This window comes from Streptomyces sp. NPDC086549 (assembly GCF_044746205.1).
GTDB lineage: Bacteria > Actinomycetota > Actinomycetes > Streptomycetales > Streptomycetaceae > Streptomyces.
In genome coordinates, this window is the sequence record NZ_JBIVBS010000001.1 from 1,436,316 (window position 1) to 1,458,236 (window position 21,921).

Sequence of the window (21,921 nt, forward strand, 5' to 3'; positions counted from 1 at the left end):
CGGCGGTATTACCTTCAACGGGTACCCCCGTCGCCGGTTTTCCCGTACGGGGGGGCAACAGGTGGTTGTGAGGGGGTACGGAACGGGGGGCGCCCGGGGCCGCCCCCGCCCGGGGGCGCCCCCGTCGATGTGTCGCGTACGCCTACGAATGCGTCCACAGCAGCGTGCGCATGGTCCGCATCGCCACCGACAGGTTGGCCAGGTCGAAGGACTCCGAGCTGCGGATCTCCTCCAGGGTGGACCGCGCCCGGCTCAGGATCGCCGCGTTCTTCTCCTCCCAGGCCTTGAAGCGCTGCTCGGGAGTCGAGGTGCCGTTGCCGACGGAGAGGACGTCCGCGGTGAGGCCCGCGTGCGCCGCGTACAGGTCCTCGCGGATGGAGGCGCGGGCCATGGACTGCCAGCGGTCGGCGCGGGGCAGCTCGATGATGCGGTCCATGAGCTGGGTGATGCTGAGGCGGTCGGCGAGGTCGTAGTAGACCTCGGCGACGTCCAGCGGCTCCTTGCCCGTACGGTCGGCCACCGAGACGATGTCCAGCGCCGGGAAGGCGGAGGAGAATCCGGCCACCCGCGTCGCCAGCTCGTCCGGCACACCAGCGCCGGACAGCTCGTCGTACACGTGCTGGTACCACTCCAGATCCGCACCGCGCAGCAGCTTCGGCAACTGCTGCCAGACCTGCTCGACCCGGTCCGCGAAGAAGTCGACCGTCTCGGCCAGCGCCAGCGGCTGCGGCCGGTTGTTGAGCAGCCAGCGCGTTCCGCGCTCGACCAGACGGCGCGAGTGCAGCCGGATCCGGGTCTGGACCACGGCCTCGACCTTGTTGTCCAGCTCCTCGACCGCGTCCCACACGGACGCCGAGCGGAAGATCACGCGGGCCACGGTCTGGGCGCGGACGATCTCCTCCAGCGACGCGCCGGTCTCCTCGCGCAGCCGGTGCAGGTAGGTCGTACCACCCGTGTTGACCGTGTCGTTGACCAGGACGGTGGTCGTGATCTCGCGGCGCAGCGGGTGGCTGTCGACGGTGTCGGCGAACCGCTCGCGCAGCGCCGTCGGGAAGTACGCGTGCAGCAGACCGCGCAGGTACGGGTCGTCCGGCAGCGAGGTCTGCAGCAGTTCGTCGGCGACCGTGATCTTCGTGTACGCCAGCAGAACGGCCGTCTCGGGACCGGTCAGGCCCTGCCCCTGGCCGAGCCGCTCGCGGATCTGGCGGTCGGCCGGCAGGAACTCGAGGGCGCGGTCGAGATGGCCCTCGCGCACCAGGTGGCGGATGAACCGCTGTTGCGCGTGGAGCATGTCCTTGGACTGGGCGAGGGCGTTGGCGATCGCCACGTTCTGCGCGTAGTTGTTGCGCAGCACCAGGGAGCCGACCTCGTCGGTCATCTCCGCGAGCAGCTTGTTGCGCTGCTTCACGGTCATGTCGCCGTCCGTGACCAGGCCGTTGAGCAGGATCTTGATGTTCACCTCGTGGTCGGAGGTGTCCACGCCGGCGCTGTTGTCGATCGCGTCGGTGTTGATCTTGCCGCCGTGCATCGCGAACTCGATGCGGCCCAGCTGGGTCAGGCCCAGGTTGCCGCCCTCGCCGACGACCTTGCCCCGCAGGTCCTTGCCGTCGACGCGGATGGCGTCGTTGGCCTTGTCGCCGACGTCGGCGTTGGACTCGGTGGAGGCCTTGACGTAGGTGCCGATGCCGCCGTTCCACACCAGGTCCACCGGGGCCTTGAGGATCGCCTTCATCAGGTCGGCCGGGGTCACCTTGGCGACGCCCCCCTCGATGCCGAGGGCCTCGCGGATGTGTGCGTTGACCGGGATCGCCTTGGCGCTGCGCGGGAAGATCCCGCCGCCCGCCGAGAGCAGGTCGGTGTTGTAGTCGGCCCAGCTGGAGCGGGGCAGTTCGAACAGACGGCGGCGTTCGGCGTAGGAGGTGGCCGCGTCCGGGTCCGGGTCGATGAAGATGTGCCGGTGGTCGAAGGCGGCGACCAGGCGGATGCGCTCGCTCAGCAGCATGCCGTTGCCGAACACGTCACCGGACATGTCACCGATGCCGACGACCGTGAAGTCCTCGGTCTGCGTGTCCACGCCCAGCTCACGGAAGTGCCGCTTGACGGACTCCCAGGCGCCGCGGGCGGTGATGCCCATGCCCTTGTGGTCGTAGCCCGCGGAGCCGCCGGAGGCGAAGGCGTCGCCGAGCCAGAAGTTGTACGACTCCGCGACCTGGTTGGCGATGTCCGAGAACGTCGCCGTGCCCTTGTCGGCCGCGACCACGAGGTAGGTGTCGTCCTCGTCGTGCCGGACGACGTCCGCCGGGGGCACGACCTCGCCGGCCACCATGTTGTCGGTGATGTCGAGCAGCGCCGAGATGAAGGTCTTGTAGCTGGCGATGCCCTCGGCCAGCCACGCGTCCCGGTCCACGCTCGGGTCCGGCAGCTGCTTGGCGACGAAGCCGCCCTTGGCGCCGACCGGCACGATGACGGTGTTCTTCACCATCTGCGCCTTGACCAGCCCGAGGATCTCCGTGCGGAAGTCCTCACGGCGGTCCGACCAGCGCAGACCACCGCGCGCGACCTTGCCGAAGCGCAGGTGCACGCCCTCGACGCGCGGCGAGTACACCCAGATCTCGTACGCCGGACGCGGAGCCGGCAGGTCGGGGATCGCCTGCGGGTCGAACTTCATCGACACGTAGTCGTGCGGCTTGCCGGCCTGCGACTCCTGGAAGAAGTTCGTGCGCAGCGTCGCCTTGATGACGGTGAGGAAGGAGCGCAGGATGCGGTCCTCGTCGAGGCTCGCCACCTGGTCGAGGGCGGCGTCGAGCTCCTCCAGGAGCGCGTCGACGATCTCGAGCCCGGCGCGCTGGCGGTCCGGCGACATCCGCGCCTCGAAGAGGGAGACGAGGAGCCGGGTCGTGTGGACATTGGTTCGGAGGGTGTCCTCCATGTAGTCCTGGCTGAAGGTCGAGCCGGCCTGCCGCAGGTACTTGGCGTACGCGCGCAGCACCATCGCCTGCCGCCAGGTCAGCCCGGCGCCGAGGACGAGGGCGTTGAACCCGTCGTTCTCCGCCTTGCCCGTCCAGGTGGCCTCGAAGGCCTCCTGGAAGCGCTCGCGTCCGCCGTCGCCGAGGTAGTCGCCGTTGCCGCCGCCCATCGACTTGGGGATGCGCAGGCCGAAGTCGTAGATCCAGGCGCTCGTCCGGTCCGAGCAGCGCAGCTCGTACGGCCGCTCGTCGATCACCTCGACGCCGAGCCGGTTGAGCACCGGCAGCACGGCGGAGAGGGAGATGGCCGCACCCTTGCGGTAGATCTTGAAGCGGCGCTCGTCGGGGGCGGCGCCCACCGGCTCGTACAGGCTGAGCGCGAAGTCGTTGCCCTTCTCCGCGCTGAGCCGCTCCAGGTGGATCAGGTCGGCGACCGCGGCACGCGGGGTGTGGTCGGCCTTGAAACCCTCGGGGAAGGAGCTGCCGTACCGGCGCAGCATCTCGGCGGCGCGCTCCTCGCCGCACTCGGCGTTGAGGGCCTCGGCGAACCCGTCGGCCCAGGAGCGGGCGGCCTCGACGAGCCGGGCCTCGATGCGCTCCTTGTCGGTGTCGGAGAGCTGGGGCAGCTCGGTGCCCTGCGGGACGCGGATGACGAAGTGCAGCCGGGAGAGGATCGACTCGGTGTTCCAGGCGGTGAAGTCGACGCTGGTACCGCCGAGCTCCTCCTTCAGGATGTCGATGATCCGCAGCCGGACGCCGGTGGTGTAGCGGTCGCGGGGGAGGTAGACCAGCGCGGAGTAGTAGCGCCCGTACTCGTCCTGGCGCAGGTAGAGGCGCAGCCGGCGCCGCTCCTGCAGGTACAGGACGGAGGTGGCGATGGAGCGCAGCTCGTCGGCGGGCGTCTGGAAGAGCTCGTCGCGCGGGTAGGTCTCCAGGATCTGCAGCAGGTCGCGCCCGTCGTGGCTGTTGGGCGAGAACCCGGCGCCCCTGAGCACCTCGTCGACCTTGCGCCGGATGACGGGCACACGGCGGACCGACTCGGTGTAGGCGGCGGAGGAGAACAGGCCAAGGAAGCGGCGCTCCCCGATGACGTTCCCGTCCTTGTCGAACTTCTTCACGCCGACGTAGTCGAGGTACGACGGCCGGTGCACGGTGGACCGGCTGTTGGCCTTGGTCAGGACGAGGAGCTTGTGCTCGCGGGCCTTGGCGCGGGCGTCGGCCGGGAGCCGCTCGAAGGAGGGGCTGACGGGGTGGCTCTCGTCGGTCGCGTGGTGCGGGTCGGAGCGCAGTATGCCGAGCCCGGTGCCCGGCACCGCCGCCAGCGAGTCGTCCTCGCGCAGCTGGTACTCGCGGTAGCCGAGGAAGGTGAAGTGGTCGGCGGACAGCCAGCGCAGCAGCTCGCGGGCCTCCTCGACCTCGGCCGCGGAGAGGTCGCCGGGAACGGGCTCGCCGTCGAGCTCCTCGCCCATGCGCAGGGCCGCGTCCCGCATCTTCTCCCAGTCCTCGACGGCCTCACGGACGTCGGACAGGACGCGCAGCAGGTCGGCGGTGATCTGCTTCAGGTCGGCGCGGTCGGTCTCGCGGTCGATCTCGACGTGGATCCAGGACTCGACGTGCGCGTCGTGCGGGAGGTCGGCGCCGTTGAGCGGGGTGGGCAGCACCTCGATGAGCTTGCCCGCGACGTCACGGCGGACGACGAACTGCGGGTGGATGACGACGTGAATGCCGCGCCCCTGCCGGGTCAGCTCGTTCGTCACGGAGTCGACGAGGAAGGGCATGTCGTCGGTGACGACCTCGACCACGGTGTGGCTGCAGGTCCAGCCGTTCTCTTCGACGGTCGGAGTGTGGACCCGTACGTTGGCCGTGCCCTGGGGGCGGCTGTCGGCGAGGCGGTAGTGCGAGACCGAGGCTCCGAAGACGTCGACCGGGTCACGGTCGGTGAGGTCCTCCGGGGCGGTGTGCAGGTAGTAGCGCTGGAGGAACGTGAGCACGGATTCCTGGTCCGGGGTGCCCTCGTCCGTCGTCCCAGTCGGTAGGTGCCCCCCGACCGGGCTGTTCTCAGCTACCCGGGCGGCCCTGTCGAGCAGCTCGGCCTTGGCTTCGTCCAGCTTGGTCTGCATTGTCCTCTGACTCCTGTCGCGCGCCGTTGCGTGACGTAGAAGGAAGTGCGGTCTCTTCCCCCGCGGCTCGACGCGACGGCCCGGGGTGTCCGGTCCGTTCCGACGCTATGCCGCAAGGTGAGATGAGCGGGGGGCATTCAGCCATTCTCGACGCGCCCGACGGGTGTGACGCTGCTCTCCGCGACGGAGATACCCGGGATGTGCGCGGCGCCTCGGGGGCCCTTGTGCCCCCGTCCCGCCCGCGAAGACCAGCGACCGCCGCCCGGTCACGGATGTGGTCCGTGCTCACCGGGCGCAGGGCAGGGGCAGAACTGCCCCCGCGAACTATCGCGCTGATCACGCCACCAAGGCTATCGCTCATTACCCGGGGCCCGTCATGAGCCGTATGTGTACAAAACCGGGGGTGGAACTTTGACGTTCTGCACAGGGACGGAGACGGCACGGCGGGCGTATCCACCGGCGGCGCCGGGGTCACTGACGGTGTGACCTGGGGCGCCGCCCGGTGACGCGGGACGGCCCGGCGCAGGCGGCTGGAGCGGTCCGGCGCCGGGTGGCGACGCCGTCCGGCGCGGGTCCAGTCGGAGTGTCGGGGGCGGTCCAGTGGGGATGGGGTGGGGGTCCAGCGGGGCACCCCCTTCTACTCCACAGCCGTCCGAGGTGGGCCGTCCGGTACGTCGCCCCGGCGTACCGAGCTCCGCCACAAGTCCTCAGGCGGCCAGTCGCTCCGCCTCCGCGACGGCCTCCTCCAGCGTGTCCACCACCGGCACCCCGGCTTCCTCGAGGCTGGCCCGGCCGTGCGAACCCCCGGTGTAGAGCACGGCCCGCGCGCCCACGTGCCGCGCCGCCACCGCGTCGTCGGCGGCGTCCCCGATCACCACCGTGCGCTCGGGCTCCACGCCGGTCAGCGCCTGCAGGTGGCGCACCATGTGCTCGGCCTTGCTGCCCCCGGACGGCCCGATCCGCCCCTCGACCCGTATGAAGTGCGCCTCGATCCCGAACCCTCGCACCAGCGGCACGAGTTCCTCGTGCACATACATGCTCAGCAGCGACTGGCTGTGCCCCGCCGACCGCCACCGCGCCAGCAGTTCGGTCGCCCCCTCGGTGAGGCCGCAGCGGAGCCGGTGCTCCGCGTAGTACCGGTGGAAGATGTCGTCCATGATCTCCCACTCGGTGCGGGTCGGCAGCCGTCCCATCAGCCGCTCGTAGAACTTCGGCACCGGGACGCAGTACAGCGCCCGGTACTGCTCCAGCGTGATCGGTTCCAGCCCGAGCTCGGCCGATGCCGCGTTCGTCGCCCCGATGATCGCGTCATTGTCGTGGAACAGCGTCCCGTTCCAGTCCCAGACGATGTGCGCGCTTCCGTGCTTCCCCATGTCCAAAAACGTACCCCCTGCCACTGACAATCATGGATATCAGCAGGTCAGAGCCGTGTGGGGCAGGTGCGGCGAGGGACGTCAGACGAGTCCCACCAGGTTGGGGATCTCCTGAGTCGCGTACCAGAGCAGCTCGTGGTCCTCGGCCTCGTCCACGACGAACTGCGCGTCGTCGTCCCCGCCGTCGGCCGCCTCCAGCGCCTGCGCGGCGGCGGCCACGTCCTCCTGCGCGTCGTCCGCGTCCACGTGCACCGAGGCCGCCTTGGCCAGTCGCACCGCCCCGGCCACCCGCACCTCGCCCAGCGCCGCCGGGTCGAGCGCGCGGTCCGGGTCGGCAGTCGCCGCGCCGTCGGCCACGTCGACGGCGACCACCACGCGCCGCCGCACCGCGTCCGGCTCCGCCGCCAGCAGCCGCAACGAGGCCAGCGCGGCCCGGCTCAGGGCCGCGTACTCCAGCTCCTCGATGTCGTCGGACAGGTACCACTCGCGCAACGCGGGCGTGACGGCGTACGCCACGAACGGACCCGCCCCCAGCTCGCCCGTCTTGTACGCCTCGGCGAGACCGGGGAGGGACAGGGGGACGTAGACGCGCATGGCTGGCCGCTCTTTCGTGGTCGGAGGCTCGGCTGAGAACCCGGGGAGGGCGCTCCCGCGCCTCCCGGAGGGCCTTCAGGATACGTGCGGGCGTCCCCTTTCGAGTCCCTGCCCGGACTCCCGGACGCGTCCACCCGACGCCCTGCGACTCACCCGGTGCGGGCCCGTCCCCGCCAGGTTTCACGGCCTCACGATCACTCGGATAGGTGAAGTCTCCTGCCCGCCGACGCGGGCTCCGGCTTCCTTGCCGCCGTCACCGGCGGCCCCGTACAAGAACCCCACCAGCAAGTTACCGCCCGGTACCCACCGGGCCCGCCGAACGGGGTCTTCCATGAACAAGGTCATGACCAGGGCAGCCAGGCCCGGCCCGGGTACCCGCCCACCGAGCCGCCGCGACCCCCGCCGTCCCGGCGGCGCGGCCCCTAGAACGCCGGTGACGGGGACAGCCGGCAGGACGCGGGCCACGGGGACGGCCGGCGCCCCTACGGCCGCGGGGACAGCCCCAGCGGCGCCCGCCACCATCCCTACGGCGCCGGGCGCGGCCGGAACTCCCCGCCCCACCGACCTCTTCGCCGACCGTCTGCTGGCCGTCCTCAGCGGCCAGCGCCCCGTCCACTGGATGCTCCGGCACACCGCCGGCCGCGCCTACGACGAACTGGCCCGCCTCGCCGAACGCGGCCCCCTGCGCACTCGCGGCGCCCGCCCCGTCGTCCGCGACATCGGCTACTACGTCCCCCGCGCGGGCGCCATCGAGGCCTTCGCCCGCATCGGCGCCGGCGACCGGCTCCGCGCCATGGCCTTCCGCCTGGAACAGGGCCCGGACCTCCGCTGGCGCTGCACCGCAGTGGAACTGGGCGGCCCACGCACCCCACGGACGGACGACGACTAGGGCCCGACCAGGACGGCCCGAAGGAACGCCGAAGGGCCGGGCACCCCACGGGTGACCCGGCCCTTCCAGGACGCCGCGGCCATGAGGCCGCGAGCCCTGCTACTTCTTGCGGCGCCGACCGCTCTTGGCCTGCTTGCGGCGCTCGGCGCGCGTGAGGCCGTCGGACTCGGAGCGCACGGGCTCGTCGTCGTCATAGGTGAAGTCGCCCTCGACGATGCCGCCCTCACCGTCCACGGTCGCCGCGGAGAAGTGCAGGCCACGCCGCTGCGGAGCGTCGAGCCCCTTGGCGCGGATCTCCGGGCGGGAGCCCGCCTGGGCCGGCACCGCGTCCTGGACACCCTCAGCCACCGGCTGGACGTCCTCGACCGGGACCTCCTCGACCTGCTGCTCGACCTGGACCTCCAGGTTGAACAGGTAGCCGACGGACTCCTCCTTGATGCCGTCCATCATCGCGGTGAACATGTCGAAGCCCTCGCGCTGGTACTCGACCAGCGGGTCCTTCTGCGCCATCGCGCGCAGACCGATGCCCTCCTGGAGGTAGTCCATCTCGTAGAGGTGCTCGCGCCACTTGCGGTCGAGGACCGACAGCACGACCCGGCGCTCCAGCTCACGCATGATCTCGGAGCCGAGCTGTACCTCACGCGCCTCGTACTGCTCGTGGACGTCGTCCTTGATGGACTCGGAGATGAACTCGGCGGTCAGGCCGGCGCGGTCGCCGGCCGCCTCCTCCAGCTCGTCGATGGTGATCTTCACCGGGTAGAGCTGCTTGAAGGCGCCCCAGAGACGGTCGAGGTCCCAGTCCTCCGGGAAGCCATCGGCGGTCTCCGCGGCGACATAGGCGTCGATCGTGTCGTCCGTGAAGTGCACGATCTGCTCCTGCAGATCCTCGCCCTCCAGGACGCGGCGGCGCTCGCCGTAGATGACCTCGCGCTGGCGGTTGAGGACCTCGTCGTACTTCAGGACGTTCTTACGGGTCTCGAAGTTCTGCTGCTCGACCTGGGACTGGGCGGACGCGATCGCGCGCGTGACCATCTTGTTCTCGATCGGCACGTCGTCCGGCACGTTCGCCATGGACATCACGCGCTCGACCATCTGGGCCTTGAACAGCCGCATCAGGTCGTCGCCGAGGGAGAGGTAGAAGCGCGACTCGCCCGGGTCGCCCTGACGGCCGGAACGGCCGCGCAGCTGGTTGTCGATACGGCGCGACTCGTGCCGCTCGGTGCCCAGCACGTAGAGGCCGCCGCTCTCCTCGACCTCGTCCTTCTCGGCCTTGACCGCGAGCTCCGCACGCTCCAGGGCGGCGGGCAGGGCGTGGGCCCACTCCTCGATGTGCTCCTCGGGGTCGAGGCCGCGCTGGCGCAGCTCCGCCTCGGCGAGGTCCTCGGGGTTGCCGCCGAGCTTGATGTCCGTACCACGGCCGGCCATGTTGGTGGCGACCGTGACGGCGCCCTTGCGGCCGGCCTGGGCGACGATCGAGGCCTCGCGCTCGTGGTGCTTGGCGTTGAGCACCTCGTGCTGGATGCCGCGCTTGCTGAGCTGCTGCGAGAGGTACTCGGACTTCTCGACCGAGGTGGTGCCGACCAGGATCGGCTGGCCCTTCTCGTGCTTCTCCGCGATGTCGTCGACGACCGCCTCGAACTTGGCGACCTCGGTGCGGTAGATCAGGTCCGACTGGTCCTTGCGGACCATGGGCTTGTTCGTCGGGATCGGGACCACGCCGAGCTTGTAGATCTGGTGGAACTCGGCGGCCTCGGTCATCGCCGTACCGGTCATGCCGGAGAGCTTGCCGTAGAGGCGGAAGAAGTTCTGCAGGGTGATCGTGGCGAGCGTCTGGTTCTCGTCCTTGATGTCCACCCCTTCCTTCGCCTCGATCGCCTGGTGCATGCCCTCGTTGTAGCGGCGGCCGGCGAGGATACGGCCGGTGTGCTCGTCGACGATCATGACCTCGCCGTCGATGACGACGTAGTCCTTGTCCTTCTTGAAGAGCTCCTTGGCCTTGATGGCGTTGTTCAGGTAGCCGACCAGCGGGGTGTTCACCGACTCGTAGAGGTTGTCGATGCCCAGCCAGTCCTCGACCTTGGAGACGCCGTTCTCGTGGATGGCGACCGTGCGCTTCTTCTCGTCGACGTCGTAGTCGCCGGTCTCCTCCATGCCCTTGAGCGGGTTGCCCGCCTCGCCCTTCTTCAGGCGGGTGACCAGCTTGGCGAAGTCGCCGTACCACTTGGTGGCCTGGTCGGCCGGGCCGGAGATGATCAGCGGCGTACGGGCCTCGTCGACCAGGATGGAGTCGACCTCGTCGACGATGGCGAAGTTGTGGCCGCGCTGGACGAGCTCGTCCTTGGACCACGCCATGTTGTCGCGCAGGTAGTCGAAGCCGAACTCGTTGTTCGTGCCGTACGTGATGTCGCACTCGTACTGCTCGCGGCGCTGGGCCGGCGTCATGTTGGCCAGGATGCAGCCGACGGTCAGGCCCAGGAACCGGTGGACGCGGCCCATCATCTCGGAGTCGCGCTCGGCCAGGTAGTCGTTGACCGTGATGAGGTGGACGCCGTCTCCGGAGAGGGCGTTCAGATATGCGGGCAGGGTGCCGACGAGCGTCTTGCCCTCGCCGGTCTTCATCTCGGCGACATAGCCGAGGTGCAGGGCGGCGCCGCCCATCATCTGCACGTCGTAGTGCCGCTGGCCGAGGACGCGCTTGGCGGCCTCGCGGACGGTGGCGAACGCCTCGGGGAGCAGGTCGTCAAGGCTCTCACCGTCGGCGTAGCGCTGCTTGTACTCATCGGTGAGGGCCCGCAGCTCGGCGTCGGAGAGGTCGACGAAGTCCTCTTCGATGGAGTTGACCTGGTCCGCGATGCGGTGCAGCTTGCGCAGGATCTTGCCTTCGCCTGCACGCATGATCTTCGAGAGGACGGACACGGGGGCTGGTCTCCTTGCCGGTCGGGCCTAGGACGGTCGGTTTCCATTTGACGTACTGAGCAACGGCCATCGTATGCGAGGACACGGCCAAGCCGGGAGGCCCGGCGGGCCGACGGCCTTCCGCTGCTCGTTCACCGCTCTCTTTCAAAGGGGACAACGGGCGGGATGAGCGGATAGTGCCGCATCGTTCCGGGGAATTGCGCGAAATGTGATCGCGTGCTCACGCACAGCACGGAGGTGCCCTCCGATTATGACTGGCGCCCCGGGCGAGGGCCGAGCAGAATCGGGCGATGCGACCCGTCACGCTCACCACCCACCGGCTGCTCCTGCGCACGGTCGGTGCGGGAGACACCGACGCGGTGCACGCCGCCGCGCAGGACCCGGACATCCAGCGCTGGACCACCATCCCGTCCCCCTACCTGCCGGAGCACGGACGGGGTTTCACGGAGCAGATGGTCCCCCAGGGGTGGGCCGACGGCTCGATGTTCACCTTCGGCGTCTTCCTGCCCCAGGGGGACCTGGTGGGGATGCTCAGCATCACGATGCGTTCGCTCGGCGTGGGCGAGATCGGCTTCTGGGCCGCGAAGCCCCACCGCGGCAACGGCTACATCGTGGAGGCCTCCCTCGCCGCCGCCCGCTGGGCCTTCACCGCGGCCTGTGTGGACCGCCTGGAGTGGCGCGCCGAGGTGGGCAACAACGCCTCCCGCGCGGTCGCGGAACGCGCGGGCTTCACGATGGAGGGCACGCTGCGCTCCGCCGTCAGCAACAAGGGGGTACGGCGGGACTGCTGGGTGGGTTCCCTGCTGCCGTCCGACCTGGGGCTGCCCTCGGCAGCGCCCTATCTGCCGGCGCCCGCGCCGCGGGCGTAGCCGGAAAACCCCGGCTCACCGCCCGCTGTCAGTCCCACCGTCTATCGTCCGAACGCATGACGACCCTTCCGCGCCCCGCCACCGAACTCTCCGCGGACGATGCCCGCCGCATCGCCCTGCGGGCCCAGGGATTCCTCGGCAGTCCCGACCGCCGGGCCGGCGTCCGGGGCATCCTCCGCCACCTCGGCGCGGTCCAGCTCGACACCATCTCCGTCCTCGCCCGCTCCCACGAGCTCATCCCTTACGCCCGCCTGGGCGCCGTGGGCCGCGGGACGGTGGAGGCCGCCTACTGGAAGCCCGGGGTCGACGGCGCGCCTCCGGCACGGCCGCACGCCTTCGAGTACTGGTCGCACGCGGCGTGCATCCTCCCCGTCGAGGAGTGGCCCCACTTCGCCTTCCGCCGCCGCGCCTACCGCAACCGCCCGCACTGGGGCCATGAACTCCCCGACGGCGCCTACGACCAGGTCATCAAGCAGCTCCGCGCCGAAGGCCCGCTCACGGCCACCGAGTTGGGCGGCGCGAAGCGCACCAGCGAGTGGTGGGACTGGTCCGGCTCGAAGGTCGCGGTCGAGCGTGCGCTGATGTACGGGGAGGTGGTGTGCGTGGAGCGCCGCGGGTGGAAGCGGGTGTACGACCTCGCCGAGCGCGCGATCCCCGACGCCCTGCTGCACGACGAGCTGGACGACACCGAGTGCCTGCGCCGCCTGGTCCTCCTGGCGGGCCAGTCCCTCGGCGTCGGCACGCGCGCGGACATCGCCGACTACCACCGCCTCAAGGGCGAGCAGGTCGACGCGGTGATCGCGGACTCGGGCCTGGTACCGGTCACGGTGGAGGGCTGGGGCAAACCGGCCTGGGCCGACCCCGCGGCACTGCAGACACCGCCGCGCGGCCGCCACCGCACCACGCTGCTGTCCCCGTTCGACTCCCTGATCTGGGAGCGGGCCCGTACGGAGCGGATCTTCGGCTTCACCCATCGCCTGGAGGCGTACGTCCCGAAGCCGAAGCGGGTGTACGGCTACTTCGCGATGCCGGTCCTGTCCGGCGGCCGCCTCGTCGGCCGCGTCGACCCGGCGCGGGAGGGCCGCACCCTGGTGGCCCGGCAGGCCACCCTGGACGGCGCGAAGGCGGTCCCGGCCGTGGCCCAGGCCCTGGTCGAGGCGGCGAGCTGGGTGGACTGTACGGACGTGAGGGTCGAACGGGTGGACGCACCGGAACTGCGCGAACCCCTCACGAAGGAACTCGCCCAGCTCCTGGCCTGACCCCTGACGGGGCCTGTCGGCTACCGGATTTCGAGGATCTTCTCCCGCATCGCGTACACCACGGCCTCCATCCTGGAGTGCAACTGCAACTTCTCCAGGATGTTGCGAACATGGTTCTTCACGGTGTTCTCGGAGATGAACAACTCCTTCGCGATGTCGCGATTATTCATCCCCGTGGCGACGAGTTTGAGAACCTCCAGCTCACGGTCCGTCAGCCGCGGAGCGGGCACGAGCCGACGCTCGTCCGTCCGCTGGATCATCGACTTGAACTCGGTGAGCAGTTTCGACGCCATGGAGGGACTGATCTGCGACTGCCCGTCGGCCACCGCACGAATGGCGGTGGCCACCTCGTCCGTCGAGATCTCCTTGAGGAGATAGCCGGTCGCGCCCGCCTTGATCGCCTCGTAGAGGTCGGCCTCCTCGTCGCTGATCGTCAGCATGATGATCTTGGCGCTCGGCGCGACCTCCTTGATGGAGGTGCACGCCTCGATCCCGCCCCGCTTGGGCATCCGTACGTCCATCAGCACGATGTCGGGCAGCAGGTCGGCCGCCTTGTCGACGGCCTCGGCGCCGTCGCCCGCCTCGCCGACGACCTGGATGTCCTCCTCGGCGGCGAGCACGATCTCCAGTCCGCGGCGGAAGAGGGCGTGGTCGTCCACGACAAGGACTCTGATCGGCTCCTTGCGTGGAGTGCCCGTGTCCGGGCCCATGCCGACGACGCCGTCGCCGGCACCCCCGTTCCGCATCGGTCCGAAGCTGTCCGCCATCGTTCCTCCCCCTGAAGGCTGTGGCCTGTGGTCCTGTGCCATCGCCAACCCAAGGCAGCGGCCCACCGGTTGGGCCGGTACGGCCATGATTTCATGCCCGGACAACACTGCGGTGACAGAGCGGGGCGCGAAGTGGTCGCACACCGGTGCCCCTGGGGGCGCACACACGCTCCAGGGGCACCGGCTCAGCCTTCAGCCGGGCGGGTCAGCCACCCAGCGTGCCGCCTGCCGCGGGGGGTTGCGCCTGGGCGACCATCGGGTCCGTGCTGAGGTGGATGACGCCGTAGTCGTAGGCGTGCCGCCGGTAGACGACGCTCGGCTCCTTGGTCTCGGAGTCGACGAACAAGTAGAAGTCGTGTCCGACCAGTTCCATCTCGTAGAGGGCCTGGTCGAGGGTCATCGGGGAGGCGACGTGAGTCTTCTCGCGGACGACGAGGGGGCCTTCGCCCTTCACTTCCAGCGAGCCGATCTTCTTGGTGGGCACTCCGTCCGTCTCTTCCTCGTGGACGGGGTGGCCGTTCCCGTTGAGCGTCGCCGCGCCCGGGACGTGATCGGGGACCTCCGCGGCCGAGATCCGGCGTGCGCCGCGCCGCGAGAAACGCTTGTCGTGCTGCTTGCGCAGCCGGGCATCCAGCTTCTCCGCCGCCAGATCGAGTGCCGCGTACGGATCGCTGGCCGCTGCCTCCGCCCGGATCACCGGACCGCGGGAGCGGAGTGTGATCTCCACTCGGTCGCACCGGTCGGCCTGTCGGGGGTTGGGCTCCTTGGACACCTCGACGTCGAGGCTGATCACCTTGCCGTCGAGCTTCTGGATCTTCTCCAGCTTCAGCTTCTCGGCCACGTGCTTGCGGAACCGCTCGGGCACCTCGGTCTTGCGGCCCTTGACGACGATGTCCACGCAGAACTCCGTTCCCGGATCACTCCGCTCCAACGGCGGAGCATCTCCCTTTTGCACCAGGTCCCGGTGAGCCCCGGAACCTCGGACTCGGTGACTTCCACCTCCTCCTCCCCCATGGGCAAGATCTGCACCCCATCGCCGCACGTGATTGCGGAAAACCCGCAGCACGGCATTCGGATATGAGGGGTATGGCCCGCGCCTTTCCCTCACAACCGAACATATCTCGCCCGGACGGATGTCGTCACCCTCTACCGCGGCGTACCTCCATTCAGGTGAATTGACCCTCTCACTACCTGCAACGACGCAAGTTCGCAGTCAGTTCCGGTTCATTTCGAAGGAATCCGGCGGGGCCGCGACCACAGCCGCGCAGATCAACGCTACGCGGTACGTGCCGTTCGCCCTCTCTTTCCTTGATCCGGTCGTCCGTTCCTCCCTTCCTTCCCGAGTTGCGCACGGATACACGGCCCTTGTCCCGCGGTCGTACGCGATCGCCACCCGAACGGCCCGCGCCGCCTCCGCCAGGGAGGCCCCCGTCGTCATCAGGTCGTCGACGAGCACGACACCACCGCCGTGGAGCAACCGGGCGCCGCGCACAGTCACCTCCAGCGCGCCCGCGAGATTGTTCAGCCGCTGCCGGGAGTCGAGCCCCGACTGGTCGGCCACGGCACGCCGCTGCCGCAGTACGGCGGCCACCCGGGCGGGCGTCCCGCTCCGCCTCAGCGCACCGGCGGCCGCGAGCGCGATCCGCCGCACCGGATCGTGCCCCCGGGCCCGCAGGGCCCACCGTGCGGAGGGCACGGGGACGAGCAGCACGGGCACGTCACCGCTCCCGGCCGGCACCCCGTCGCCCCAGGACGTCACAACCTGCACGCCGCATGTGCCCGCCGAAACGCCTCGCGCATCCCGGAGCCCCGCCCGCACAGCTCCCGCCAGAGCCGAGCCCAGGGGACCCGCGAGTGCCAGCGCACCCCTTTCCTTGTGGGCGAGGAGGGTTGCCCGGACCTCGTCCGCGTACGAAGCCGCCGCATGCACCGCCGGCAGCCCGGGCGGCTCCGGCACCGGTCGCACCCGGCACGGTGCGGCTCCGCTCAGGGCTGCACTGCACTCCCGGCAGAGCACCGTTCGAGGCGTCCCGCAGCCTCCGCACTCGGTCGGCAGCACCAGGTCGGTGAGGTCCTGCCACCACCCGCGCATGACCACCACTGTGCCAACACCCGAGCCGGACGACCACCCCTGTGGATAACCCTCTGTGGATAACCGGGCGCGGGGCGTATCCGCCCGTCACTCGCACGAGTACCAGGAGCAGGGCCACATGGTCGTAGGGCATGCCCGGCCCGGCACGCCGCTCTCACCCCGGATAGACCGGCGCCGACCCATCCTTGATCACCGTCTGCCACTGCGGCCCCGGCGACAGCCGTACGATCCCGTCGTCCGAGTACCCCACGAGCGGGACCCGGTCGTCCTCGGACGACGCGATCGCCTTGACGCCCGGGAGGGCCGCGGGGACCAGGCCGTCCGGCGTGGAGCCGTCGACCTGGACGTACCGCATCTGCAGCACACCCCCCTGCTCTTGTCCGACGACCACGAGTCGGCTGTCCCCGGCCCAGGACATGGCGGTGACCTCCTCCCACCCCGGCGTCACGGAATGCAGTTCGAGAACCGAAACCACCGGCCGCTCCCCGGGCTTCTCGTCCCGGTCGATCCTCCCGACGAGCAGGGACTGCTTGCCGTCCTTCTCCACGACGACCGCTATCCGCACCCCGTCGGCGGCGACCCGCACGTCCTTGATGCGCCCGGGCAGCTCCGGTGTCCGCACCTCCACCGGCCGGCCCGCACCCTGCTCCAGCAACAGCAGCCGGGGGGCGGCGGGGTCGCGGTCGGCCACCCACAGGTCGCCGTGGGAGTCCCAGCTGGGTGTCGTCAGCCGGTCGCCCTCGGTGGTTCCGTGGCTCTGGACGACGGGATCCCCGAGCGAACCGCCCGACGCGAGCGATGTCACGTACAGGGACTTGCCATCGATGCCCACCCCGGCCGCGGTGTGCTCGTCGCGCGAGACCGCCACCGACCGGAGCCCCTTGTCGCCCTCTCCCAGCGCACCGGGCACCGGAACCGGGCTGGTGCTCGCGCTCGCACCGGCTATCCGTACCAGCCGGTGCTTGCCGTCGAGGAAGTACAGGTACTCGGGGCGCTTCACGGAACCGTGCCAGGCCACGGCCTCGGTCTCGTTCTCGGTGAGGTCGCACAGCTTCTTGCCCCCGGCGCCCTGCAGCTCGACCGAGTCCACCGTGGGCGTCAGGTTCTGCATCGTGAACAGCAGCTGGGTCGCCATCTCGGCGCACTTGGCCGCCCCGGCCCGGGAGGCCCTGTCGTTCAGCGGCACCGTCAGCTTGTTCTGGTCGTCGGGCGTCAACGAACTGACACCCTTCTTCAGCGCCGTACCGGTCGGGAAGCTCGACCTGACCACGGGTCTGAGCCAGCTCGTGGGCCCGTCGAGCAGCGAGCGCACCATCTGCGTCATCGGGTCCACGTTCTTGCGCACGAAGACCGGGTCCGCGACGGCCACCGACTGCCCGGTCGCCCCGGCCGGGGTGTTCGAGGCGAAGTAGTACTTGTTGACGGACGTGTAGTTGCGCTCGAAGTCGGACTTGCCCATCACGACGCCCGCCGGCAGCGCGTCGATGCGCCACTGCTTGCTCTTGGGGTCCTGGGTGAGGTGCACCTTCTTGCTGTACGGCCCTTGGGCGGGTGCGTACGCCTGCCGGCCGTCGACGGTGGCCACGCTGCTTCCGGCCATCGTGTAGGTGAGGTTGCCGGTGTCCTCCCGGTGGCTTGCCGGGTTGTCCTCCTCGGTGCTCGGCGCGTTGACGAGCACCGTGGTGGACCGCTCGGGCTTCCACTTCCGCGCGGCCGGGGCCGTCAGGTACTTGCGCGCCGTGTCGTAGTTCGGATCGTCGCTGGTCAGCGCCTCCAGGAAGCCCTGCACGATCTCCCCGGGCGTGGCGTCGTCCCGGGGCGGCATGGCAAAAACACGCACCTGCGTGTCCTGCCGCGGCGTGGACTCGACGTCCCGCAGGTCCCCGGTGTCGGGCATCGAGGCGCACCCCGTCAGCAGTACGACACCGCAGGTGGCGTACGTCACCGCGCGCACCGGCCGACGCCGGGCGCCCCCCTCGCGGTCAGCGACCACGAAATGCCTCCCCTGGCTTGTTCGAGTCCCCCGCCCCGGTGGCCGGGTCCGGCCGGCTTCCGCCGGTCTCGTCGCGCGCCGTCTCGGTCGAGGACGCGTCGTCCTGGCGCCGGGCGCCTCCGGCGGGCCGGGGCACCACACGAGCGCCGTTGCCCGGCAGCGCGGTCGGGTCGGCCGTCGGCGCCACGGCGGCCAGCCGCGGTGCGATCGCGGTGCGCGGCGGCAGCGGCGGCTGGCCGCCCGGCTGCTGCATCGGCACCGTGGCGCGCTTGTCCTGGCCCCCGCTCGGCAGACCTGCGTCGTTCAGACCCCGGTTGCGCCGCGAGTCCTTCGGCTCCAGCGGTATCGGTGAGCCCCGCAGCGGCTCGTCCGCGGTCCGCGGCAGCGTCAGCCGGAACTGCGATCCGCCGCCCGGCTCGCCCCAGGCCTGCAGCCAGCCGCCGTGCAGCCGCGCGTCCTCCAGGGCGATGGACAGCCCCAGCCCCGTACCACCGGTGGTACGCGCGCGTGCCGGGTCCGCCCGCCAGAAGCGGCTGAAGACGCGTGTCGCCTCTCCGGGCTTGAGCCCGACGCCGTAGTCGCGCACCGCGACCGCGACCGCGCCGCCCGCAGCGGCGAGCTTGACGACGACGTCCTTGCCCTCGCCGTGCTCCACGGCGTTGACGACGAGGTTGCGCAGCACCCGCTCCACGCGGCGGGCATCCGCCTCGGCCACGACGGGCTGCTGATCGCCGACGACACGTATCTGCGTGCCCTTGCGCTCGGCGAGCGGCGCGGCCCCGCTGACGACCCGCCGGACGACCTCCCTGAGGTCTATCGGCTCGGCCTCCAGCGCCGCCGCGCCCGCGTCGAAGCGGCTGATCTCGAGCAGGTCCGCGAGCAGCGACTCGAACCGGTCCAGCTGGTCGGCGAGCAGCTCCGCGGACCGCGCCGTCACCGGGTCGAAGTCCTCGCGGGCCTCGTGGATGACGTCGGCCGCCATTCGTACGGTCGTCAGCGGAGTGCGCAGCTCGTGCGAGACGTCGGACACGAACCGCCGCTGCATCCGCGACAGGTCCTCCATCTGCTGGATCTTCAGCTGCAGGTTCTGCGCCATCTTGTTGAAGGCCTCGCCGAGCCGCGCGATGTCGTCCTCGCCGGTGACCTTCATCCGTTCCTGCAGACGCCCGGCCGACAGCCGCTCGGCGATCCCGGCCGCCATCCGCACGGGCGTGACGACCTGTCGCACCACGAGCCACGCGATGGCCCCGAGGAGTACGACGACGAAGAGCCCGGCGGTCGCGAGCGTGCCCTTGACCAGGCTGAGGGACTTCTCCTCCTGGGTGAGCGGGAAGAGGTAGTACAGCTCGTACGGGGCATTGTTCGGGTCGTTGACCTGTTTGCCGATGACCAGGGCGGGCTGCGACTGCTTGTCGCTGTCCCGGTAGATGATGCGGGTGTAGCTCTGAGCGGCCACCGCGCCGCTGTTGATCCGCGTGCGCAGGTCCTCCGGCACGCTCGCCGTCGGGTCCACCTGGCCGGAGCCACGCGGGCTGCGCCCGCCGCCGCTCTCGTCGCCCACCGGAAGCGTCACCACGTCGAAGGCGCCCTGGCCGCCGCTGGAGAGCGACTCCACGAGGTCGCTCATCCACTGGGTGAGATTCTGCTTCGACTGCTGTCCGTCCACCGACGACGCGTCGTCGGCGAAGCCGCTGGCCGCCTCGTCGGCCTTCTGCTTGGCCACCGCGAAACCGCCGGTGGCCTGGCTCTGCGACGCCTTCGCCTTGGCGTCCAGCAGACCGTTTCGCACCTGGCCGATGACGACGAAGCCGAGCAGCAGCACGACGCCCAGCGACATCAGCAGTGTCGTGGCGACGACCTTGAGCTGGATGTTGCGCCGCCACAGCCGCATGACCGGCAGCAGCGGCCGGCGCACCCAGCGCATGAACAGGCGGAGGACCGGGCTGCCGTGGACCCCGCCCTGCAGCAGCCCGCCGTCGAAGAAGCGTCCCCAACGCGAGCCCGCCGCCTTCCGGCCGACAGGCCGCCCCGGCCGGGCCCCGGACCGGCCGGGAGCCGAAGCGGCACTGTCTCCGGACATGTCAGCTCGGCCCTGCCTTGTAACCGACACCACGGACGGTCACCACGATCTCCGGCCGCTCCGGGTCCTTCTCGACCTTGGAGCGCAGCCGCTGCACATGCACGTTGACCAGACGGGTGTCGGCCGCGTGCCGGTAGCCCCACACCTGCTCCAGGAGCACCTCGCGGGTGAACACCTGCCACGGCTTGCGGGCCAGCGCGACCAGCAGGTCGAACTCCAGCGGCGTCAGCGCGATCGACTGCCCGTCCCGCTTCACGGAGTGACCGGCCACGTCGATGACGAGGTCACCTATGGCGAGCTGCTCCGGCGCGGGCTCCTCCGACCTCCGCAGCCTCGCCCGGATCCGGGCGACCAGCTCCTTCGGCTTGAACGGCTTCACGATGTAGTCGTCCGCGCCCGACTCCAGGCCCACGACGACGTCCACGGTGTCGCTCTTCGCCGTGAGCATCACGATCGGCACGCCCGACTCCGCCCTGATGAGGCGGCACACCTCGATGCCGTCCCGGCCGGGCAGCATCAGGTCGAGCAGCACCAGATCGGGCTTTGCCTCCCGGAATGCGGCCAGCGCCTTGTCGCCGTCGGCTACGAAAGACGGCTCAAAACCTTCACCACGCAGCACGATCCCGAGCATCTCGGCCAGTGCGGTGTCGTCGTCGACGACAAGGACTCGTCCCTTCATAAACGACATCATCCCATTCTCGTAACAGTGGCAGGCGTGCTGGTGAGGAGGGTCACTGGCCCGTGACGATAGTCGTATGCGGCCGTCACTGTCTGCCCACGGGTCGACAGCGGTGATCCGGGGGACGGACGCCTCCTGCTCCGTCCTGCCTCAGCCGTGCGTCGCATGGCGGGGCGTGGCGCACAGCTCCGCGAGAGCCTGAGCCGTGACGGGCGAGATGGCGCCCTCCTCGGTCACGATCGCCGTCACCAGCTCGGGCGGCGTCACGTCGAACGCCGGGTTGTACGCCTGAGTTCCCAGCGGTGCGACCGGAGTCCCGCCTCCCGCTCCCGCCACTGACACCTGGGGTGCTGTGAGCTCGGTCACTTCGTGCCCGGGGCGCTGCTCGACCTCGATGGACGCCCCGTCCGGCGTGTCCGGATCCACCGTCGTCACCGGCGCCACCACTATGAACGGCACATGGTGGTACCGCGCGAGCACCGCGAGCGGATAGCTCCCCACCTTGTTCGCCACCGAACCGTCGGCCGCGATGCGGTCCGCCCCGATCAGCACCGCGTCCACCTCCCCCGCCGCGAACAGCGAACCGGCCGCGTTGTCGGTGAGCAAGGTGTACGCCATGCCGCTGCGGGCGGCCTCGTACGCCGTCAGGCGAGCCCCTTGCAGCAACGGGCGCGTCTCGTCCACCCACAGGCGCCGCAACTGCCCGGCCCGGTGCGCGGCGAGCGCCACCGCGAACGCCGTGCCCTCACCGCCCGACACCAGCGATCCGGAGTTGCAGTGGGTGAGGATCCGGTGCCCGCCGCCCGGGAGCAGTTCGTCGAGCAGCGCCAGCCCGTGCCCGGCCATACGTGCGCTGGCCTCGGCGTCCTCGCGGTGCAGCGCCCGCGCCGCGGCCAGCGCCGCCGCGGCCGCCTGCCGGGTGTCCCCGCCTCCGGCGAGCGCGGCCCGGTGGGCGGACCGGGCCCTGCGTACACCGACGGAGAGGTTCACGGCGGTGGGCCGGGCAGCCTCCAGCGCGCTCGCGGCCTCGTCCACGTCGAAACCCCGCGCGGCGGCGAGTGCGACGCCGTACGCCCCCGCGATCCCGAGCAGCGGCGCCCCGCGCACGGCGAGCGAACGGATCGCCTCGACCAGGGCCGACGCGTCCGTGCACACCAGCTCGACCTCCTCGGTCGGCAGCCTGGTCTGGTCGAGAAGGACCAGTACCGGCCCTTCGGGCGGCTCCTCCCAACGGATCACCGGTATCCCGGTCGGCCTCTTGTCCTCGCCGGTTTGCGCGTACTGATCAGCCATGCGGTCAGTCTGCCCTGTATCCGGAGGACAA

Annotated in this window: 14 protein-coding genes; 3 read left to right on the plus strand and 11 right to left on the minus strand. The window is 70.4% G+C overall.

The features are described from left to right. Nucleotides 1-142: 142 nt before the first annotated feature. The 3 genes from ACIPSA_RS06565 to ACIPSA_RS06575 form a co-directional block, all read right to left on the minus strand. Nucleotides 143-5,086, minus strand: coding sequence for an NAD-glutamate dehydrogenase (locus ACIPSA_RS06565; RefSeq protein ID WP_402629325.1), 4,944 nt, complete (start codon nucleotides 5,084-5,086; stop codon nucleotides 143-145). Nucleotides 5,087-5,793: 707 nt separating this feature from the next. After that, complete coding sequence (locus ACIPSA_RS06570; protein ID WP_402629328.1) at nucleotides 5,794-6,459, minus strand: HAD family hydrolase; 666 nt, start codon at nucleotides 6,457-6,459, stop codon at nucleotides 5,794-5,796. 81 nt (nucleotides 6,460-6,540) lie between these two features. Next, the gene (locus ACIPSA_RS06575) at nucleotides 6,541-7,053 is read right to left on the minus strand and encodes a DUF6912 family protein (RefSeq protein WP_402629331.1); all 513 of its coding nucleotides are present in this window, start codon (nucleotides 7,051-7,053) and stop codon (nucleotides 6,541-6,543) included. Between the two features lie 331 nt (nucleotides 7,054-7,384). On the opposite strand from ACIPSA_RS06575, the gene ACIPSA_RS06580 reads away from it, so the two are divergent. Beyond that, nucleotides 7,385-7,942 carry an Rv3235 family protein gene (locus ACIPSA_RS06580; protein WP_402629334.1) on the plus strand — a complete coding sequence of 186 codons (558 nt, stop codon included), beginning with the start codon at nucleotides 7,385-7,387 and terminating at the stop codon, nucleotides 7,940-7,942. A gap of 99 nt (nucleotides 7,943-8,041) precedes the next feature. Here the strand turns inward: ACIPSA_RS06580 and secA are convergent, their stop codons facing one another. Beyond that, the gene (secA, locus tag ACIPSA_RS06585) at nucleotides 8,042-10,858 is read right to left on the minus strand and encodes a preprotein translocase subunit SecA (protein WP_402629337.1); all 2,817 of its coding nucleotides are present in this window, start codon (nucleotides 10,856-10,858) and stop codon (nucleotides 8,042-8,044) included. A gap of 290 nt (nucleotides 10,859-11,148) precedes the next feature. Between secA and ACIPSA_RS06590 the strand changes: the two genes are divergently transcribed. Next, the gene (locus ACIPSA_RS06590; protein ID WP_402629340.1) at nucleotides 11,149-11,727 is read left to right on the plus strand and encodes a GNAT family N-acetyltransferase; all 579 of its coding nucleotides are present in this window, start codon (nucleotides 11,149-11,151) and stop codon (nucleotides 11,725-11,727) included. 56 nt (nucleotides 11,728-11,783) lie between these two features. Then, nucleotides 11,784-12,986, plus strand: coding sequence for a winged helix-turn-helix domain-containing protein (locus ACIPSA_RS06595; protein WP_402629343.1), 1,203 nt, complete (start codon nucleotides 11,784-11,786; stop codon nucleotides 12,984-12,986). 20 nt (nucleotides 12,987-13,006) lie between these two features. Here ACIPSA_RS06595 and ACIPSA_RS06600 read toward each other — a convergent pair whose 3' ends face one another. The 7 genes from ACIPSA_RS06600 to mtnA all read right to left on the minus strand — a co-directional run bounded on the left by ACIPSA_RS06600 (nucleotide 13,007) and on the right by mtnA (nucleotide 21,890). Beyond that, nucleotides 13,007-13,753, minus strand: a complete 747-nt coding sequence (locus tag ACIPSA_RS06600; RefSeq protein ID WP_402629346.1) for a response regulator — start codon at nucleotides 13,751-13,753, stop codon at nucleotides 13,007-13,009. 205 nt (nucleotides 13,754-13,958) lie between these two features. Then, a complete protein-coding gene (gene hpf, locus ACIPSA_RS06605) occupies nucleotides 13,959-14,651 on the minus strand; it encodes a ribosome hibernation-promoting factor, HPF/YfiA family (RefSeq protein WP_402629349.1) in 693 nt (230 codons plus the stop codon). A 315-nt stretch (nucleotides 14,652-14,966) separates the two neighbouring features. After that, nucleotides 14,967-15,845, minus strand: a complete 879-nt coding sequence (locus tag ACIPSA_RS06610; RefSeq protein ID WP_402629352.1) for a ComF family protein — start codon at nucleotides 15,843-15,845, stop codon at nucleotides 14,967-14,969. 154 nt (nucleotides 15,846-15,999) lie between these two features. Beyond that, a complete protein-coding gene (locus ACIPSA_RS06615; protein ID WP_402629355.1) occupies nucleotides 16,000-17,838 on the minus strand; it encodes an LpqB family beta-propeller domain-containing protein in 1,839 nt (612 codons plus the stop codon). Next, nucleotides 17,828-19,918, minus strand: a complete 2,091-nt coding sequence (mtrB, locus tag ACIPSA_RS06620) for an MtrAB system histidine kinase MtrB (protein WP_402629357.1) — start codon at nucleotides 19,916-19,918, stop codon at nucleotides 17,828-17,830. The genes ACIPSA_RS06615 and mtrB overlap by 11 nt, the downstream gene beginning before the upstream one ends. Before the next feature lies 1 nt (nucleotide 19,919). After that, nucleotides 19,920-20,609, minus strand: a complete 690-nt coding sequence (mtrA, locus tag ACIPSA_RS06625; protein WP_187283109.1) for a two-component system response regulator MtrA — start codon at nucleotides 20,607-20,609, stop codon at nucleotides 19,920-19,922. Nucleotides 20,610-20,747: 138 nt separating this feature from the next. Further along, nucleotides 20,748-21,890: an S-methyl-5-thioribose-1-phosphate isomerase gene (mtnA, locus tag ACIPSA_RS06630; RefSeq protein WP_402629360.1), complete on the minus strand. Its 1,143-nt coding sequence runs from the start codon at nucleotides 21,888-21,890 to the stop codon at nucleotides 20,748-20,750. Between the last annotated feature and the right edge of the window lie 31 nt (nucleotides 21,891-21,921).

Excerpts from the sequence above, each read along its gene's own strand:
- mtrB (WP_402629357.1), bottom strand. The coding sequence starts at position 19,918 with ATGTCCGGAGACAGTGCCGCTTCGGCTCCCGGCCGGTCCGGGGCCCGG.
- ACIPSA_RS06575 (WP_402629331.1), bottom strand. The coding sequence starts at position 7,053 with ATGCGCGTCTACGTCCCCCTGTCCCTCCCCGGTCTCGCCGAGGCGTAC.
- ACIPSA_RS06600 (WP_402629346.1), bottom strand. The coding sequence starts at position 13,753 with ATGGCGGACAGCTTCGGACCGATGCGGAACGGGGGTGCCGGCGACGGC.
- ACIPSA_RS06595 (WP_402629343.1), top strand. The coding sequence starts at position 11,784 with ATGACGACCCTTCCGCGCCCCGCCACCGAACTCTCCGCGGACGATGCC.
- ACIPSA_RS06580 (WP_402629334.1), top strand. The coding sequence starts at position 7,385 with ATGAACAAGGTCATGACCAGGGCAGCCAGGCCCGGCCCGGGTACCCGC.
- ACIPSA_RS06590 (WP_402629340.1), top strand. The coding sequence starts at position 11,149 with ATGCGACCCGTCACGCTCACCACCCACCGGCTGCTCCTGCGCACGGTC.
- mtrA (WP_187283109.1), bottom strand. The coding sequence starts at position 20,609 with ATGATGTCGTTTATGAAGGGACGAGTCCTTGTCGTCGACGACGACACC.
- ACIPSA_RS06565 (WP_402629325.1), bottom strand. The coding sequence starts at position 5,086 with ATGCAGACCAAGCTGGACGAAGCCAAGGCCGAGCTGCTCGACAGGGCC.
- ACIPSA_RS06570 (WP_402629328.1), bottom strand. The coding sequence starts at position 6,459 with ATGGGGAAGCACGGAAGCGCGCACATCGTCTGGGACTGGAACGGGACG.
- ACIPSA_RS06610 (WP_402629352.1), bottom strand. The coding sequence starts at position 15,845 with ATGCGCGGGTGGTGGCAGGACCTCACCGACCTGGTGCTGCCGACCGAG.
- mtnA (WP_402629360.1), bottom strand. The coding sequence starts at position 21,890 with ATGGCTGATCAGTACGCGCAAACCGGCGAGGACAAGAGGCCGACCGGG.